15 protein-coding genes are annotated in these 16554 nt (G+C 71.7%); 10 read left to right on the top strand and 5 right to left on the bottom strand.

What is annotated here, in order from left to right:
• Positions 1-32 precede the first annotated feature (32 nt).
• Both ATJ97_RS12915 and ATJ97_RS12920 read right to left on the bottom strand, forming a co-directional pair.
• Positions 33-1412, bottom strand: a complete 1380-nt coding sequence (locus ATJ97_RS12915) for an MFS transporter (protein WP_098484095.1) — start codon at positions 1410-1412, stop codon at positions 33-35.
• A gap of 313 nt (positions 1413-1725) precedes the next feature.
• A complete protein-coding gene (locus tag ATJ97_RS12920) occupies positions 1726-2403 on the bottom strand; it encodes a GntR family transcriptional regulator (RefSeq protein ID WP_098484096.1) in 678 nt (225 codons plus the stop codon).
• 339 nt (positions 2404-2742) lie between these two features.
• Here ATJ97_RS12920 and glyA point away from each other — a divergent pair, with 339 nt between their 5' ends.
• The 8 genes from glyA to ATJ97_RS12960 are packed head-to-tail and all read left to right on the top strand — an operon-like array spanning position 2743 to position 12815.
• Positions 2743-4050 (top strand): serine hydroxymethyltransferase, encoded by a 1308-nt coding sequence (gene glyA / locus ATJ97_RS12925; RefSeq protein WP_098484097.1) that lies wholly within the window; start codon positions 2743-2745, stop codon positions 4048-4050.
• Positions 4050-5270: a sarcosine oxidase subunit beta family protein gene (locus ATJ97_RS12930; protein ID WP_098484098.1), complete on the top strand. Its 1221-nt coding sequence runs from the start codon at positions 4050-4052 to the stop codon at positions 5268-5270. The genes glyA and ATJ97_RS12930 overlap by 1 nt, the downstream gene beginning before the upstream one ends.
• Positions 5271-5284: 14 nt before the next feature.
• Positions 5285-5575, top strand: coding sequence for a sarcosine oxidase subunit delta (locus ATJ97_RS12935; protein WP_098484099.1), 291 nt, complete (start codon positions 5285-5287; stop codon positions 5573-5575).
• A gap of 2 nt (positions 5576-5577) precedes the next feature.
• A complete protein-coding gene (locus tag ATJ97_RS12940; protein ID WP_098484100.1) occupies positions 5578-8547 on the top strand; it encodes an FAD-dependent oxidoreductase in 2970 nt (989 codons plus the stop codon).
• Entirely contained in the window at positions 8540-9247 is a 708-nt protein-coding gene (locus ATJ97_RS12945; RefSeq protein WP_245862487.1) for a sarcosine oxidase subunit gamma, read from the top strand. Before ATJ97_RS12940 ends, ATJ97_RS12945 begins: the two co-directional genes overlap by 8 nt.
• Positions 9247-10644 carry an L-serine ammonia-lyase gene (locus ATJ97_RS12950; RefSeq protein ID WP_098484101.1) on the top strand — a complete coding sequence of 466 codons (1398 nt, stop codon included), beginning with the start codon at positions 9247-9249 and terminating at the stop codon, positions 10642-10644. The genes ATJ97_RS12945 and ATJ97_RS12950 overlap by 1 nt, the downstream gene beginning before the upstream one ends.
• Before the next feature lie 11 nt (positions 10645-10655).
• Entirely contained in the window at positions 10656-11603 is a 948-nt protein-coding gene (purU, locus tag ATJ97_RS12955) for a formyltetrahydrofolate deformylase (protein WP_098484102.1), read from the top strand.
• 51 nt (positions 11604-11654) lie between these two features.
• Positions 11655-12815 (top strand): YkvI family membrane protein, encoded by a 1161-nt coding sequence (locus ATJ97_RS12960; protein ID WP_245862489.1) that lies wholly within the window; start codon positions 11655-11657, stop codon positions 12813-12815.
• Positions 12816-12921: 106 nt separating this feature from the next.
• Here ATJ97_RS12960 and ATJ97_RS12965 read toward each other — a convergent pair whose 3' ends face one another.
• Positions 12922-13470 carry a type 1 glutamine amidotransferase domain-containing protein gene (locus ATJ97_RS12965; RefSeq protein ID WP_098484103.1) on the bottom strand — a complete coding sequence of 183 codons (549 nt, stop codon included), beginning with the start codon at positions 13468-13470 and terminating at the stop codon, positions 12922-12924.
• Positions 13471-13598: 128 nt separating this feature from the next.
• On the opposite strand from ATJ97_RS12965, the gene ATJ97_RS12970 reads away from it, so the two are divergent.
• A complete protein-coding gene (locus ATJ97_RS12970) occupies positions 13599-13802 on the top strand; it encodes a hypothetical protein (RefSeq protein WP_098484104.1) in 204 nt (67 codons plus the stop codon).
• On the opposite strand, the gene pip is transcribed toward ATJ97_RS12970, so the two are convergent.
• Positions 13729-14763 (bottom strand): prolyl aminopeptidase, encoded by a 1035-nt coding sequence (gene pip, locus ATJ97_RS12975; RefSeq protein ID WP_098484105.1) that lies wholly within the window; start codon positions 14761-14763, stop codon positions 13729-13731. The genes ATJ97_RS12970 and pip overlap by 74 nt on opposite strands.
• 199 nt (positions 14764-14962) lie before the next feature.
• On the opposite strand from pip, the gene ATJ97_RS12980 reads away from it, so the two are divergent.
• On the top strand, positions 14963-15652 hold the full coding sequence (locus ATJ97_RS12980; protein WP_098484106.1) for a DUF981 domain-containing protein: 690 nt from the start codon (positions 14963-14965) through the stop codon (positions 15650-15652).
• A gap of 143 nt (positions 15653-15795) precedes the next feature.
• Here the strand turns inward: ATJ97_RS12980 and ATJ97_RS12985 are convergent, their stop codons facing one another.
• Entirely contained in the window at positions 15796-16323 is a 528-nt protein-coding gene (locus ATJ97_RS12985; RefSeq protein WP_170037447.1) for a CarD family transcriptional regulator, read from the bottom strand.
• Positions 16324-16554: the final 231 nt, after the last annotated feature.

The raw sequence follows: 16554 nt of genomic DNA on the forward strand, positions 1-16554 counted from the left end.
GTAGGTCGGTGGGTGGTCGGGGAGGGCGGTCGCTAGTCCATGCGCAGCGGGGACCTGCTGGTCTCCGGGGCCAGGCACACGCAGACCAGCGCCACGGCGGCGGCCGCCATCAGGTACCAGGCCGGCGCGAGGTCGGTGCCCGTGGCGCCGATCAGCAGGGTGGCCACGAAGGGCGCCGTACCGCCGAAGAGGGCGTTGGAGAGGTTGAAGCTGACGGCGAAGCCGCTGTACCGGACGCGCGTCGGGAACATCTCCGCGAGGAAGCTCGGGAGCGTGCCGTCGTTGAGGGTCAGCATCGCGCCCAGCGCCACCTGGACCAGCAGGACGGTGACGAAGCTGCCGCTGTCCAGGAGCGCGAAGGCCGGCACCGTGAAGAGGAGGAACGCCACGGACGCGGAGATGAGGACCCGCTTGCGCCCGAAGCGGTCGGACAGCGATCCGGTGAGGAAGATGAAGCCGATGTAGGTGGCCAGGGCGACCGTGGTGGCGATGTAGGACCGGGTGGTGTCCAGGCCCAGCTCCACCGACAGGTACGTCGGCATGTAGCTGAGGATGACGTAGAAGCCCACGGCGTTGAGCAGCACGACGCCGGCCGCCCTGACCAGCGGTCGCCAGTGGTGCACGAAGAGGCTCTTCATCGGCGGGTGGACGACCGTGTCGTCCTCGGCGAGCTCCCGGAAGGCCGGCGTGTCCTCGAGCTTGTTGCGGATGTACCGGCCGATCAGGCCCATCGGTGCCGCGAGGAGGAACGGCAGGCGCCAGCCCCAGGACTGCATCTCCTCGGCGCTCAGCGTCGCGGTGAGCAGGGTGGCGATGAGGGACCCGAGGAGGAGTCCGGCCGCGGTGCTGGCGGGCACGACCGCGGCGTAGATGCCGCGGCGGTTGGCGGGTGCGTACTCGACCAGGAACGCTGACGCCCCGGCGTACTCCCCCGACGCCGAGAATCCCTGGACGAGCCGAGCGACGAGCAGGAGCGCCGGCGCCCACAGGCCGATGCTCGCGTAGCCGGGGATGAGCGCGATGCAGAAGGTCGCGGCCGACATGATGAGGATCGACAGCGACAGCGCTGTCCGTCGGCCGATGCGGTCTCCGAGGTGCCCCCAGAAGAAGCCGCCGAGGGGGCGGACGAGGAAGGAGATCGCGAAGAGGGCGAAGGTCGACAGCAGGGCCGCCTGGGGGTCCGCCGTCGGGAAGAACACCATCGAGATGGTGGCGGCGAGGTAGCCGTACACCGCGTAGTCGAACCACTCCACGAAGTTCCCGATGAAGCTCGCGGTGACGACCCGGCGTCGCGCTGCTGCGTCGATGCCGGTCCCGTCGTTCGGCCGCTGCCGCCCGCTCAGGCTGCTTCGGAGGTCGATGTCCGACCCGGTGTCTGTCTGAGGCTTGCCGCCCGGTCGAAGGACCGTCATGAGCACTCCGTCGTCTCATGGTTGCACTCACCGCAACCGCGTTGCGTAGAACCTAGGGTGACGGCGATCACGTGTCAATGGGGTGTTTGTCCGGGTCTCGGCGCGCTCGGGATCTCGGCGCGCTCGCGTATCGCCGGGTGGCCCGGGCGGCGGCGAGGCTGGTGGCGGCGACAGGTCTGACGCCGGGATCGCGGTCCCCGGGCCGTGCCGGCGGTGCCGTGGTTCCCGTGGGCCGTTCCATGATCGCCGTTCGCGTCGGCCGTCCGGCCGTGCCCGCGGGCCCGAGGGTGCGGCCGGTCCAGGGTGGAGGCGGTCAGCCCCTCGCGGGCTCGTAGAGCACGGCGCGGATCGCCTGCTCGAAGTCCCGCACGTGGTCGGAGGCGAGCTCGGCGGCCCGGTCGGCGTCGCGGTCCACGATGGCCTCGAGCAGCGCGGCGTGCTCGCGCACGTGCTCGAACGCGGACGGCAGGCGGTCGAGCACCAGGCACCAGATCCGGGTGGCCAGGTTGTCGAGGCGCACGAGCGTCTCGGTCATGTGCGGGTTCTCGGCGGCGCGGTAGATGAGGCGGTGCACGCTCAGGTCCAGCTCCATGAGGGACCGGGTGTCCGCCGGCTCGCGCTCCATCGACGCGATCTGCCTGGCAGCGGCGTCCAGCTCCGCGCGTACCTGCGGGCGGGCGAGCCGGGCGGCGCGGCGGGCCGCGAGCGGCTCCAGCACCTGCCGCACCTCGCTGATGTCGGCGAGGTCGGTGATGTCCACCTGCGTGGCGAACGTCCCTCGGCGCGGGTACGACACCACCAGGTGCTCCAGCTCGAGCTTCTTCAGGCCCTCGCGGATCGGCGTGCGGCCGATGCCGAGCTCAGCGGCGAGGTGGCCCTCGTTGATCGGGGCGCCAGGCGGGATCTCGAGCAGGATCAGCCGGTCCCGCAGGGCGCGGTACGCCTGCTCCGCCAGGGAGACGTACTCCTGCTCAGCGTCGGTGCTGGGCATGTGTCCTCCTGGGGCGGGGGCGCGGTCTCGTGGGTTCCGTGTCGGAACGCCAGCCTAGCGCGACTGATATATCAGTATGCCCTGGACGACGCCCGTATCGGACCGGCGTGGCGCTCGCTCGCGGTCGCCGGTCCTGGCGGGCGGCCGCCTGCGGCGACGTCACGACGCCCCGACGGCGGCTCACGGCTCACGGCTCGAGCCGCCGTCTCGCCGTCGTGGCCCCGGGACGAAAGTCCGTTGCGGAAGACCGTTGACGGGAGCGCATCCCGTAGACATACTTCTCGGCACGCACTGATATATCAGTAGCGCACAACAGGTATCGAACCGCTAGGAGGGCCAATGACGGCCTCGGACCTCATCACCGCTCGGACCGTCCTCGACGCCGACCTTCACGAGCTCGACCCCGAGGTGCAGCAGGCGATCACCGCCGAGCTGCACCGCCAGCAGGGCACGCTCGAGATGATCGCCTCGGAGAACTTCGCCCCGGTGGCCGTCATGCAGGCCCAGGGGTCGGTGCTGACGAACAAGTACGCCGAGGGCTACCCCGGCCGGCGCTACTACGGCGGCTGCGAGCACGTCGACGTGGTGGAGACCCTCGCGATCGAGCGGGTCAAGTCGCTCTTCGGCGCCGGCTACGCCAACGTCCAGCCGCACTCCGGCGCCCAGGCGAACGCGGCCGTCATGCACGCGCTCCTCACCCCGGGCGACACGATCCTCGGCCTGGACCTGGCGCACGGCGGTCACCTCACGCACGGGATGCGGCTGAACTTCTCCGGCAAGCTCTACAACGTCGTGGCCTACGGCGTGCGCGAGGACACCCACCGCGTCGACATGGCCGACGTGGAGCGTCTCGCCCGCGAGCACCGGCCGCGGATGATCATCGCCGGCTGGTCCGCGTACCCGCGCCAGCTCGACTTCGCCGAGTTCCGTCGCATCGCCGACGAGGTGGGCGCCTACCTCTTCGTGGACATGGCGCACTTCGCCGGGCTCGTCGCCACCGGGCTGCACCCCTCCCCGGTGCCGCACGCGCACGTGGTCACCTCCACCACGCACAAGACCCTGGGCGGCCCGCGCGGAGGCATCATCCTCACGAACGAGTCGGACCTTGCCAAGAAGATCAACTCCGCCGTCTTCCCCGGCCAGCAGGGCGGGCCGCTGGAGCACGTCATCGCCGGCAAGGCGGTCGCCTTCAAGGTCGCCGCCGGCGAGGAGTTCGCCGAGCGGCAGCAACGTACGCTCGACGGCGCCCGCATCCTCGCCGAGCGGCTCTCCCGGGCGGACGTGGCCGAGCGCGGCATCAGCGTCCTGACCGGCGGCACCGACGTCCACCTCGTGCTGGTCGACCTGCGCCACTCCGAGCTCGACGGCCGCCGCGGCGAGGACCTGCTCCACTCCGTCGGCATCACCATCAACCGCAACGCGGTGCCGTTCGACCCCCGCCCGCCGATGGTGTCCTCCGGGCTGCGGATCGGCACCCCGGCCCTGGCCACCCGCGGCTTCGACGCCGAGGCGTTCGCCGAGGTCGCCGACGTCATCGCCCTCGCCCTGACCGGCGACGGCTCCGACGCCGCCCTCGACCCGCTGCGCGAGCGGGTGCGCGCCCTGGCCGCCCGCTTCCCGCTCTACCCGAACCTCCAGGAGCACTGATGAACCAGCGCGAACTTCCGGAGCACCCGGACTTCCTCTGGGCCAACCCCGAGCCGAAGGCCAGCTACGACGTCGTCATCGTCGGGGCCGGCGGCCACGGCCTGGCCACCGCCTACTACCTGGCCAAGAACCACGGCATCACCAACGTGGCCGTCCTCGAGCGCGGCTGGCTCGCCGGCGGCAACATGGCGCGGAACACCACGATCATCCGCTCCAACTACCTGTGGGACGAGTCGGCCGCCATCTACGAGCAGGCGCTCAAGCTCTGGGAGGGGCTCGAGGACGAGCTCGGCTACGACATCTTCTTCTCCCAGCGCGGCGTGCTGAACCTCGCGCACACCCTGCAGGACGTCCGGGACTCCGTGCGGCGCGTGGAGGCCAACCGCCTCAACGGCGTCGACGCCGAGTGGATCGACCCGAAGCAGGTCAAGGAGATCTGCCCGATCATCAACATCGGCGACGACATCCGCTACCCCGTCATGGGCGCGACCTACCAGCCGCGGGCCGGCATCGCCAAGCACGACTGGGTGGCGTGGGCCTACGCCCGCCGCGCCAGCGAGCTCGGCGTGGACCTCATCCAGAACTGCGAGGTCACCGGCTTCACGTTCGACGGCGACCGCGTCACCGGCGTGGAGACCACCCGCGGCCGCATCGGCGCCGGGAAGGTCGCCCTGGCCGCGGCCGGGCACACCTCCGTGCTCGCCGAGCTGGCCGGCTTCCGGGTGCCGATCCAGTCCCACCCGCTCCAGGCGCTGGTCTCCGAGCTGCACGAGATCATCCACCCCACCGTGGTGATGTCCAACCACGTGCACGTCTACGTCTCCCAGGCGCACAAGGGTGAGCTCGTCATGGGGGCGGGCATCGACTCCTACAACGGCTACGGCCAGCGGGGCTCCTTCCACGTCATCGAGGAGCAGATGGCCGCCGCCGTCGAGCTCTTCCCCGCGTTCTCCCGGGCGCACCTGCTGCGCACCTGGGGCGGGATCGTCGACGTCACCCTCGACGCGTCGCCGGTCGTGGGCCTGACCCCCGTCGACCAGATGTACGTCAACTGCGGCTGGGGCACCGGCGGCTTCAAGGCCGTGCCCGGTGCCGGCTGGGCCTACGCACACACCATCGCCAACGACGAGCCGCACGAGCTGAACCGTCCGTTCAGCCTCGAGCGCTTCGTCTCCGGCGCCCTCATCGACGAGCACGGCGCAGCCGCCGTCGCCCACTGAAAAGGACCTGAGCGATGCTGACCATCGACTGCCCGTTCTGCGGGCCCCGACCGGAGACCGAGTTCGGCTACGGCGGCCAGGCGCACGTCGCCTACCCCGAGGACCCGCACGCCCTCACCGACGAGGAGTGGGCGCAGTACCTCTTCTACCGCGACAACCCCAAGGGCGCGTTCGCCGAGCGGTGGGTGCACTCCGCCGGCTGCCGCAAGTGGTTCAACGCGGTCCGGGACACGCGCACCTACGAGTTCGCGCAGACGTACCCGGTCTCCGCGCCCCGCCCCGAACTTCTCAGCAAGGGAGCCTGACCATGGCCGACCAGACCTCCCGCCTGCCCGACGGCGGCCTGATCGACCGCTCGCGGCCGATCCCCTTCGTCGTCGACGGCGCCGAGCTCACCGGGTACGCCGGCGACACCGTCGCCTCCGCCCTCATCGCCAACGGCCGGCTCCGCGTCGGCGACTCCATCTACCGCCGCCGCCCCCGCGGGGTGCTCTCCGCCGGGGTGGAGGAGCCCAACGCCTTCGTCATGGTGAAGGGCGAGCACAACGAGTCCATGCTCCCCGCGACCACCCTCGAGCTGACGCCCGGGCTGGACCTGAGGCTGCTGGACGGGCTGGGTGTGCTCGACCAGAAGGTCGACCCGGCCGAGTACGACAAGATGCACGTCTACACCGACGTCGCGGTGATCGGTGCGGGACCGGCCGGTCTCGCCGCGGCCCGCGAGGCCGCCTCCGGCGGTGCCCGCGTGATGCTGCTCGAGCAGGACTTCCGCCTCGGCGGCAGCCTTCTCGCCGACCCGGCGCGGAGCGTCGAGGGCGTCCCCGCCCGCGAGTGGGTCGAGACGGTCGGCGCCGAGCTCGAGGCCGCGCCCGAGGTCACCGTGCTCACCCGCACCGCGGTGGTCGGCAGCTACGACGGCAACTACCTGACCGCCCTCGAGAAGCGCGCCGAGCACCTCGAGGGCCGCGACGGCGTCTCGCGCCAGCGGCTGTGGCACATCACCGCCCGCCAGGTGGTCCTGGCCACCGGCGCCATCGAGCGCCCGGTGGTCTTCGCCGGCAACGACGTGCCGGGCGTCATGCTCGCCTCCGCGGTGCGCACCTACCTCGGCCGCTACGCCACCCTGCCCGGGCGTACTGCGGTGGTCCTCACCACCAGCGACTCCGGGTACGACGCCGCGTACGACCTGAGGGCGGCCGGCGCCGAGGTCACGGTCGTGGACGTGAGGGACGACGGCGAGGCCTCCCGCGCGGCCCGCGAGGCGGGCCTGACCGTGGAGACCGGCTCCGCCGTCGTCGGCATCGACGGCGAGACGGCCGTGGAGGCCGCCTGGATCGCCCCGATCGACGGCGAGGGGGCCCCGACGGGCGAGGCACGCCGGGTGGCGTGCGACCTCGTCGCCGTCTCCGGCGGCTGGAACCCGAACGTGCACCTGCACAGCCAGCGCCAGGGCGAGATGCGCTGGGACGACGACGCAGCCGGGTTCGTCCCGGTCGCCCCGGTGCGCGACCAGCACCTCGCGGGCGCCGTCAACGCCACCTACTGGACCCAGGGCTGCGTCGCCGAGGGCGCGCGCGCCGGACGGGCCGCCGCCGAGGCGGTCGGCTACCCGTCGGTCCGGCCGGCCCTGCCGGCCGTCACCGCCGCGGACTGGGACGACGTGCGCCGCTCGCGAGCCGGCCGGCCGCGGCAGCTCTGGCTGGTCGAGGGCCGCGAGGAGGGGTACGCCACCCACTTCGTCGACCTCCAGCGCGACAACACCGCCGACGACGTCTTCCGCGCCACCGGCGCCGGGATGCGCTCGGTCGAGCACGTCAAGCGCTACACCTCGATCGGTACCGGCGTGGAGCAGGGCAAGATCGGCGGCGTCAACACCGTCGGCCTGCTGACGCGGGTCCTGACCGGGGAGGACACGGCCGCGGTCCCGCCCGGGCAGCCCGGCCAGGCCGCGACCGCCGTCGGGGAGTCCCGGCGGCCCACCCCCGGCGACCTGGGCATCACCACCTACCGGGCGCCCTACACCCCGGTCGCCTTCGCCGCGCTCGCCGGCCGCGCCCGCGGGGACCTGTTCGACGCCGCGCGGACCACGCCGGCGCACCCGTGGCACGTCGCGCACGGGGCGCTGTTCGAGGACGTCGGCCAGTGGAAGCGGCCCTGGTACTACCCGCAGGCGGGGGAGGACATGGACGCCGCGGTGGCGCGCGAGTGCCGCGCCGCCCGGGAGGGCGTCGCGTTCATGGACGCCACCACGCTGGGCAAGATCGAGATCCGCGGCACGGACGCCGGCGAGTTCCTCAACCGCGTGTACACGAACGCCTTCAAGAAGCTGCCGGTGGGCAAGGGGCGCTACGGCGTCATGTGCACCCCGGACGGCATGGTCTTCGACGACGGCGTGACGCTGCGCCTGGCCGAGGACCGCTACTTCATGACGACGACCACGGGCGGCGCCGCCAAGGTGCTGGAGTGGCTCGAGGAGTGGGCCCAGACGGAGTGGCCCGAGCTCGACGTCGTCCTCACGTCCGTGACGGAGCAGTGGTCGACCGTCGCCGTCGTCGGACCGCGGTCGCGCGACGTCGTCGCCCGGCTCGCGCCCGACCTGGACGTGAGCAAGGAGGGCTTCGGGTTCATGGAGTTCCGGGAGACCGTGCTGGCCTCCGGGATCGCCGCCCGGATCTGCCGGATCACGTTCTCCGGCGAGCTCGCCTTCGAGATCAACGTGCCCACCTGGTACGGCCTGAAGGTCTGGGAGGACGTCGCCGCGGCGGGGGCCGACCTCGGCATCACGCCCTACGGCACGGAGACGATGCACGTCCTGCGCGCCGAGAAGGCCTACCCGATCGTCGGGCAGGACACGGACGGCACCGTCACGCCGCAGGACCTCGGCATGGAGTGGATCGTCTCCAGGACCAAGGATTTCATCGGCAAGCGGTCCTACTCCCGCGCCTCCCACACCCAGGGTGGGCGCAAGCAGCTCGTCAGCGTGCTGCCGGTGGACCGCGCGCTGCGCCTGCCGGAGGGCACGCAGCTCGTCGAGCAGGGCGCGCTGGGCGACTACACGGGCGAGGGGCTGCCCGCGCGGCCGATCCCGATGGTCGGGCACGTCACCTCCAGCTACCACAGCCAGGCGCTCGGCCGGAGCTTCGGCCTGGCCCTGGTCAAGGACGGTCGCGACCGGATCGGTCAGCGGCTGATCGCGTCCTTCCAGGGACGCTTCGTCGAGGTCGAGGTCGACGAACCGGTGCTCTACGACAAGGAAGGAGCCAGGCGAGATGGCTGACAACACGATGACGATCGCCCCCGACGCCCACGCACTCCAGGAAGCCCCGGCGGCCCCCGGGGCCCCGGCGGTCCGCGAGGCCGCCACGGCCGTGCACGACGTGCTCGTCCACCGGCGCAGCCCGGCGCAGCACCTGGCCGACGAGATGACCGCCGGCTCGGGCGAGCAGGTCGGGCTGCGGGAGCTGCCGTTCCTCACCCAGATCGGGCTGCGGGCCGTACCCGGCACCGACGCCGGCGACGCGCTCGAGGCCGCCCTCGGCGCGCCGCTGCCGCGGCGGGTCGGGGAGGTCACCGGCATCCCCGACGGCACCGGCGAGGTCGCCGTCCTGTGGCTCTCGCCCGACGAGTTCCTGCTCGTCGCCCCGGACGAGGCCGTCTCCGGCGTCGCCACCACCGAGTACGCCGGCCGCCTGGCCGGCGCGCTCGGCGCCCGGCCCGGGCAGGTGGTGGACGTCTCGGCCAACCGGACCACGCTCGAGCTCTCCGGGCCGCGCGCCCGCACGGTGCTGGAGAAAAGCTGCCGGATCGATCTGCACCCGCGGGAGTTCCCCGTCGGGCGCGCGGTGGTCACCGTGCTCGGCACGACGCCGGTGATCCTGTGGCACACGGGTGAGGTGACGTGGCGGGTCATGCCGCGCGCCTCGTTCGCGACCCACACGGTGCGCTGGCTCCTGGACGGGATGCGGGAGTTCGTCTGATGGCTCTCAGTGCGCTGGACCTGTTCTCCATCGGGATCGGTCCGTCGTCGTCGCACACCGTGGGGCCGATGCGGGCAGCCCGGCGGTTCGCCGCCGGGCTGGCCGCGGACGGCCTCGTGCCGGCGACGGCCCGGGTGCAGGCCCAGCTGTTCGGCTCGCTGGGCGCCACGGGCCACGGCCACGGGTCGGACCGTGCCGTCCTGCTCGGGCTGGAGGGCGAGGACCCGGAGACGGTCGACACCGATCACGCCCAGGCACGGGTCGAGACCCTGCGCGCGGAGCGGGCCCTGACGCTGGCCGGCACGCACCGGATCCCGTTCGACCCCGACGTCGACCTCGTCATGCACCGGCGCAGGGCCCTTCCGGCGCACCCCAACGGGATGACGTTCGAGGCGTTTGACGCGGACGGCAAGTCGCTGCGGCTGCGCACGTACTACTCGGTGGGCGGCGGGTTCGTGGTGGACGAGGAGGCCGTCGGGGCGGACCGGGTGGTGGCCGACGCCACCGTGCTGCCGTACCCCTTCAGCACCGGGGCGGAGCTGCTCGAGCGCTGCCGCGAGGCGGGCACCTCGATCGCCGGGGTGATGATGGCCAACGAGCTGTGCTGGCGCAGCGAGGACGAGGTGCGCTGGGAGCTCCTGCGCATCTGGGACGTCATGCAGCAGTGCGTGGAGAACGGCTGCACGCGCACGGACCCGGTGCTGCCGGGCGGGATGCGGGTGCGCCGCCGGGCGCCCGAGCTGCGGGAGCGGCTGCGCGCGCAGGAGGCGGAGGCCACCAGGGACGGCGGTCACATGACCGACCCGCTGTGGGCAATGGAGTGGGTGAACCTGTACGCCCTGGCCGTGAACGAGGAGAACGCCTCCGGCGGCCGCATCGTCACGGCCCCCACCAACGGGGCGGCCGGGATCATCCCCGCCGTGCTGCACTACTACAACCGCTTCGTCGACGGCGACGACGACAAGGTCGTCGAGTTCCTCCTCACCGCCGCCGCCGTCGGCATCCTGTTCAAGCTGAACGCCTCCATCTCCGGGGCGGAGGTGGGGTGCCAGGGCGAGGTCGGCTCGGCCTGCTCGATGGCGGCCGCCGGCCTGTGCGCCGTCCTGGGCGGCACGCCGGAGCAGGTGGAGAACGCCGCCGAGATCGGCATCGAGCACAACCTCGGCCTGACCTGCGACCCGGTCGGGGGTCTGGTGCAGATCCCGTGCATCGAGCGCAACGCGATCGCCTCGGTCAAGGCGATCAACGCGGCCCGCCTCTCGCTGCAGGGGGACGGCTCCCACAAGGTCACCCTCGACCAGGCGATCAGGACCATGCGGGAGACCGGCGCGGACATGAAGGTCAAGTACAAGGAGACCTCCCGCGGCGGCCTGGCGGTCAACGTGATCGAGTGCTGAGGGCGGGATCCATGGCTACCACCGACCTCGCGCCGGCCGCCCCTCCCGCAGCCGGCACCGGCACAGCCCCCGCGGCGGCGCCGGAGATCCCGGTCCCGCCCGTGAACCACCAGTACGTCCTGACCCTGGACTGCCCGGAACGGCCGGGCCTGGTGCACGCCGTCACCGGTTTCCTGCTCGAGCACCACGGCGACATCCTCGAGCTCAAGCAGTTCGACGACTTCCGGGGCGGGCGGTTCTTCCTCCGGGTGCACTTCGCGGTCCCCGAGGGTCGCGACCCGGGCCTCGCAGCGCTGCGTGAGGCTTTCGAGCCCCTGGTGCGTGAGCACCAGCTCCGGTTCGAGCTGCGCGAGGCGGGAGCCCGCCGTCGGGTCCTCGTCATGGTGTCCAGGTTCGCGCACTGCCTGAACGACCTCCTCTCCCGGACCCGGGTCGGGGACGTCCCCGCGGAGATCGTGGCCGTCGTCTCCAACCACCCGGACCACCGGGCCCTGGTCGAGTGGCACGGCATCCCGTTCTTCCACGTCCCGGTCACGAAGGAGACGAAGCCCGAGGCGGAGCGGCGGCTGCTCGAGCTCGTCGACCGGTTCGAGGTCGAGCTGGTGGTGCTGGCGCGCTACATGCAGATCCTCAGCGACGACCTCGCCGGGCAGCTGCGCGGACGCGCCATCAACATCCACCACTCGTTCCTGCCGAGCTTCAAGGGGGCACGGCCGTACCACCAGGCCTACGAGCGCGGCGTGAAGACGGTCGGGGCCACGGCCCACTACGTCAGCAGCGACCTGGACGAGGGGCCGATCATCGCCCAGCAGGTCCAGGAGGTCGACCACGCCTACGGGCCGGAGGACCTGGTCGCCGCCGGGCGCGACACGGAGTGCAAGGCGCTGTCGAACGCGGTCCGGTGGCACTGCGAGGGCCGGGTCGTCCTCCATGGCAACCGGACCGTCGTCCTGCGCTGACGACCGCACACATCCCTGCTGTATCGAAAGAAAAATCCGAGAGGAACAGCCATGCGTCAAGGAAGACAAGCTGTTAGCTGGACCAGGGTCATCACGTTCGGCGGTGCGATCATCGCCTTCCTGATCGGGTCGGGCTTCGCCACCGGCCAGGAGATCATGCAGTACTTCACCTCGTACGGGTACTGGGGCGTCTTCGGCACCGGTCTCGCGGTGCTGGCGCTCATGACGTACGTGTGCGTCGAGTTCCTGTACGTGGGGCAGACCAAGCAGTTCGCCAGGCCGAGCATGATCTACCAGTACTACTGCGGGAAGTACCTGGGGACGTTCTTCGACTACTTCTCGATCGTCTTCATCTTCATGAGCTTCATGGTGATGGTGAGCGGCATGGGCGCCCTGTTCGAGCAGCACTACAGCTTGCCCGGCTACGTGGGCGGCGCCGGCCTCGCGGTCGTCGCCGCCATGACGGTCTTCTTCGGGCTCGGCCGCCTGGTCGACGTCATCGGCAAGGTCGGTCCCGTCATCGTGGCCATCGCCATCGGGCTCGGCCTGTGGGCGGTGGTGCGCAACCCGGGCGGGATCGCCGAGGGCAACGCGGTGCTGCCCGACCTGGCGGTCACCCAGGCATCCAGCAACTGGTTCCTGGCCGCCCTCTCGTACGTCGGGTTCTGCATGCTGTGGCTCGCGGCCTTCCTCACCGCGATGGGGCGGACCGCCCGCAGCCGGAAGGAGGCCGTCCTGGGCGGCGCCGTCGGCAGCGTGGCGTTCTCGGCGGCGTGCATCGTCGTCGGGCTGGGCCTGCTGGCGAACGTCGCGCAGGTCCACGGCGCGGAGATCCCGATGCTGCACCTGGCGGCGAACGTCAGCCCGCTGCTCGCCGACGGCTTCTCCCTGATCATCGTCGCCGGGATCTACACGACGGCGGTGCCGCTCCTGTGGACCGTGGCGTCGCGGGTGTTCGCCGACAGGAGCCCGCGTTTCAAGGGGCTCTCGGTGGGGCTGGCGGCCCTGGGCTGCGTGCTCGGGCTCATGGTGCCGTTCTCGACGATGATCAACGTCGTCTACGTCATCAACGGCTACGTGGGCGTGCTGCTCCTGGCGCTGATGCTCGTCCGGACGACCACGCGGATCCTGCGGCGGGGGAGTGCGCCGGCGCCGGCCGCGCCGCCGGGGCCGGCTGCGCCGACGGAGGCGACCGCGGCCGTCACGGCCTGACAGCGGCGTGCCACCGGCCCCGGTCCGTGCGGACCGGGGCCGGTGTGCGTCCGGGGGCGGACGCCCCGCCCTGTTCGCGGGCGGAGGCGCCGCCCTCAGGCTCGGATCATGCCGACTGCCTCTCGTGCTCGCCCTCCGCGAGCTCCTCGACGAGCTTGTCGTTGAACGCCGGCAGGTCGTCGGGCGTGCGGCTCGAGACGAGCCCGTTGTCGACGACGACCTCCTCGTCCACCCAGGTGGCCCCCGCGTTGCGCAGGTCCGTCTTGAGGCTCGGGTAGGAGGTGACGGTGCGGCCGCGCAGCACGTCGGCGTCCGTGAGGATCCAGCCGCCGTGGCAGATCACGCCGACAGGCTTGTGCTGGTCGAAGAAGGCCCGGGTCAGCGCGACCGCCTTCTCGTCCATCCGCAGCTTGTCGCCGTTGGCGACGCCGCCGGGCAGCACGAGACCGTCGAAGTCCTGCGCGTCGGCCTCGCCGACCGACAGGTCGACCTTGGCCTCGTGCCCCTTCTTGCCGGTGATCGTGCCCGACTCGGGCGAGACCAGAACGGCCTCGGCCCCCTCGGACGTCACCGCCTCCCACGGAGAGGTGAGCTCGGAGTCCTCGTAGCCGTTCGTCGCCAGGAACGCGATCCGCTTGCCGGTCAGTTCCGCCATGGTTCGACTCCTTTCGGTTCGGTGACTTTCCCTTCGAGGCTACGTTCGGGCAGTGAGGGTCGCATCCGCGGGTGTCGCCGCGGGGCGTCCTCAGCGTGGTTCGCCACCGACCCCGAGAGAGGTGCCAGATGACCAGGTTCGTCGTGGACGCCGGAGCGGTCCTGCGGCTGGCGGAGGAGGGGGCGGCCCTCCCTGAGGGGCACGAGCTCCTCGCGCCCACGCTGCTGCGTTCCACCCAGCTCCAGGCCGACGCGTTCGTCACGCCGGCCCGGCAGCTGGCCCGGAGGTTGGACGGTGTGGTGCGGGTCGCGTCGCTCGACGAGCTGCGCTGACGGTGTCGGCCATGCGGCTGTTCGCCGCGGCCCACTGCTCGGCCATCGACCTGCCCCCGTGGCCCTCTCCCTCCACGACGACCAGCTCGCTCGCCGGCCACGCCCGGTGCAGCTGCCAGGCGGTGACGAGCGGTCCGCTGACGTCGAGCCGGCCGTGGAGCAGGATCGCCGGGATGTGGGCGATCGTCCCCGTGCGCGCCAGGAGCGGCGGGTCGAGGAAGCCGTCGTGCGCCCAGTAGTGCGTGACGAGCGTCGCGAACACCTCGGCGTACGCGCCGTCGTCCCAGCGCGGGTCGCGCCGGAACCCGCCCGCCCCGACGGCGACGTGGGTGTCCTCCCACTCCGTCCACGCCCGCGCCGCCGCGGCACGCACGGCTGACGACGGGTCCCGCAGCAGCCGCGCGTAGGCCTCGACGACCCGCCGCTCGCCGCGGCGGTAGCCGACACCGGCTCCCTCCGCGTGGGACGCGAGCCGGTCCCAGCCCTCGGGGTAGATGGCGCCCACGTGCTCGGTGATCCAGTCGACCTCGGCCCGGCTCGTCGTCGTGACGGCCATGAGGACCATGCCGAGGACGCGGTCCGGGTGCGCCTGCGCGTAGGCCTGGGCCAGGGTCGAGCCCCAGGAGACGCCGTCGACCACCCATGCCTCGATGCCGAGGTGCTCCCGCAGCGCCTCGAGGTCCGCGACGAGCCGGGGGGTGGTGTTGGCGTCGAGGTCGTGGCGCGGGTCGTCCGCCAGCGGTGCCGACCGTCCGCACCCGCGCTGGTCGAGCCCGACCACCCTGAACCGGTCGGGGTCGAAGCTCCTGACGTACCCGCGACGCCCGAGCCCGCCCCCGGGCCCGCCGTGCAGGTAGAGGGCGGGAAGCCCGTCCGGGTTGCCCGTCTCCTCCCAGAAGACCGACTGGCCGTCGTCGAGCTCGAGGAGCCCGGACCGGTACGCCGCCGAACGAGGGAACATGACGGCGAAAGTACCGGGCGGACCGCCGACGGGCAGTCCAGCCCGCGGTGCGTCGTCGCGCTTGCGTGCACATCGGCGCTGACGGGCGCTTACGCCCGCGGACTCTCCGGGAACAGACCGTCGCCGCGCGGGGCTATAGTGATTGATGATTCAACAACCCTCCGCGGTGTGACCCGGAGGTCAGAAGGGAAGGGCTGACGTGATCGTCTACAACGAGCTCATCGCCATCACGGCGGGAGCCGGACTGCTGGGCTTCGCGAAGTTCCTCGCGCACCTCATCCGCAAGGAGCGGATCGACAGCGAGGGGTGGGCGGGGTTCTTCGGAGTCACCGGGTTGCTGCTGTTTCTCCTCGGTCTCCACACGACGGTGACCTGGCCCTACGGCGGGGACGGCTTCGAGTACGCCAACATCGCGTTCGGGCAGCCGGCGGCCGGCTTCGGTGCGCTGCTGCTGATGGCCTCGGTCTACCTGTGGCGCAACCGCGCGGTCTACGAGGGTGATGTCGAGGCGGCGACGGCGAGGACCATCCTCGCGCTGCGGCCGGCCGGCATCTTCGTCGGTGTGCTGGGCCTCGGGATGGCCGTGCTCGCCGTGTCGTTCGTGCGGTACCAGCTCGGTGCGGCCCCGCCGGAGGAGCCCATCACGGGCCGCTTCGGTCACCTGCCGCTCCTCGAGGCGCTCTTCCTCGGAGGACTCTGGGGCGTCGTCGCCCTCGGTGCCCTGCTCTTCGCGATCGCGCTGTGGACGGACCGCCCCCAGCTGCTGCGCTGGGCCATGTGGGCCTGGGTGATCGGTGGTGTCGCGTTCGCCCTCTTCGGCGCGATGAACTTCTACACGCACATCGGCATGTACTACAACATCGCCCACGGCACGATGATCAAGTGGTAGCCGCCCCGCGAGCCTGAGAAGGGGGCCGACCTGGACACGTCCGGGTCGGCCCCCTCTCTCGTCGCCGACGAGATCCTGCTGTCGAGATCCTGCTGTCGAGATCCTGCCGACGAGATATCGCCGACGAGGCACCGCCGGCGGGATCAGCTGGCTGCGGCGAGCCTGCCCTGCGGGATGGTGGGCCGGGTGCCGTTCAGAACTGCGGCCTCGACGACGGCGGCCGCCTCGTCCTCGTCGACGGCGAGCACGAGGGCGACCTCGGCGACGAACGGGGTGAGCGCGTCCCGCAGCGTCTTGGACTCCCCGAACGAGAGTCGCTTCTCCTCGTTCCACCGGGTCAGGTCACGGATGAGGCCGGCGATGATCCTGATGTCGCCGGAGCGCAGCTGGTCCGCGCTCCGCTTGACCCGCCGGGACCACACCTTCTCCTTCTCCCCGGTCGGCGCCAGGAGCACGTCGAAGACCTCCCGGAGGCCGTCGGCGTCGAGCAGGGGCCGGACACCCATCTCCTCGGCCTGCTCGATCGGGACCCCGACCGAGAGCTCGGCGTCGTGCACGTCGAGCTTGAGATAGCGCTTCTGGCTCTTGCCGACCTTTCGGGTGGCGATCTTCGAGACGGTCGCCGGGCCGTGGTGGGGGTGGACGAGAACCTGACCGGGGAAGTAGTTCAACGCGTGTTCCTTTCGACGAAACGCCGCCGGCCGCGCGCTCCGGAGGGGGAGCGCTGCGCTCGGGGTCGGGTCCACCGTCGGGAGGCAGTCGTCGATGGCGGCGGAGTGCCCGCACCAGGTGCTGGTGCATCTACGGGACGACGTCTGCGCAGTGCGTGGAAGGGACTGGTCTTCCGGTGGGAGAGTCCGACCTCGGCAAGCCGGCCCCCTAATTATGTCAGATAATTCCGG

The sequence above is a fragment of the Georgenia soli genome (assembly GCF_002563695.1).
Taxonomy (GTDB): domain Bacteria; phylum Actinomycetota; class Actinomycetes; order Actinomycetales; family Actinomycetaceae; genus Georgenia; species Georgenia soli.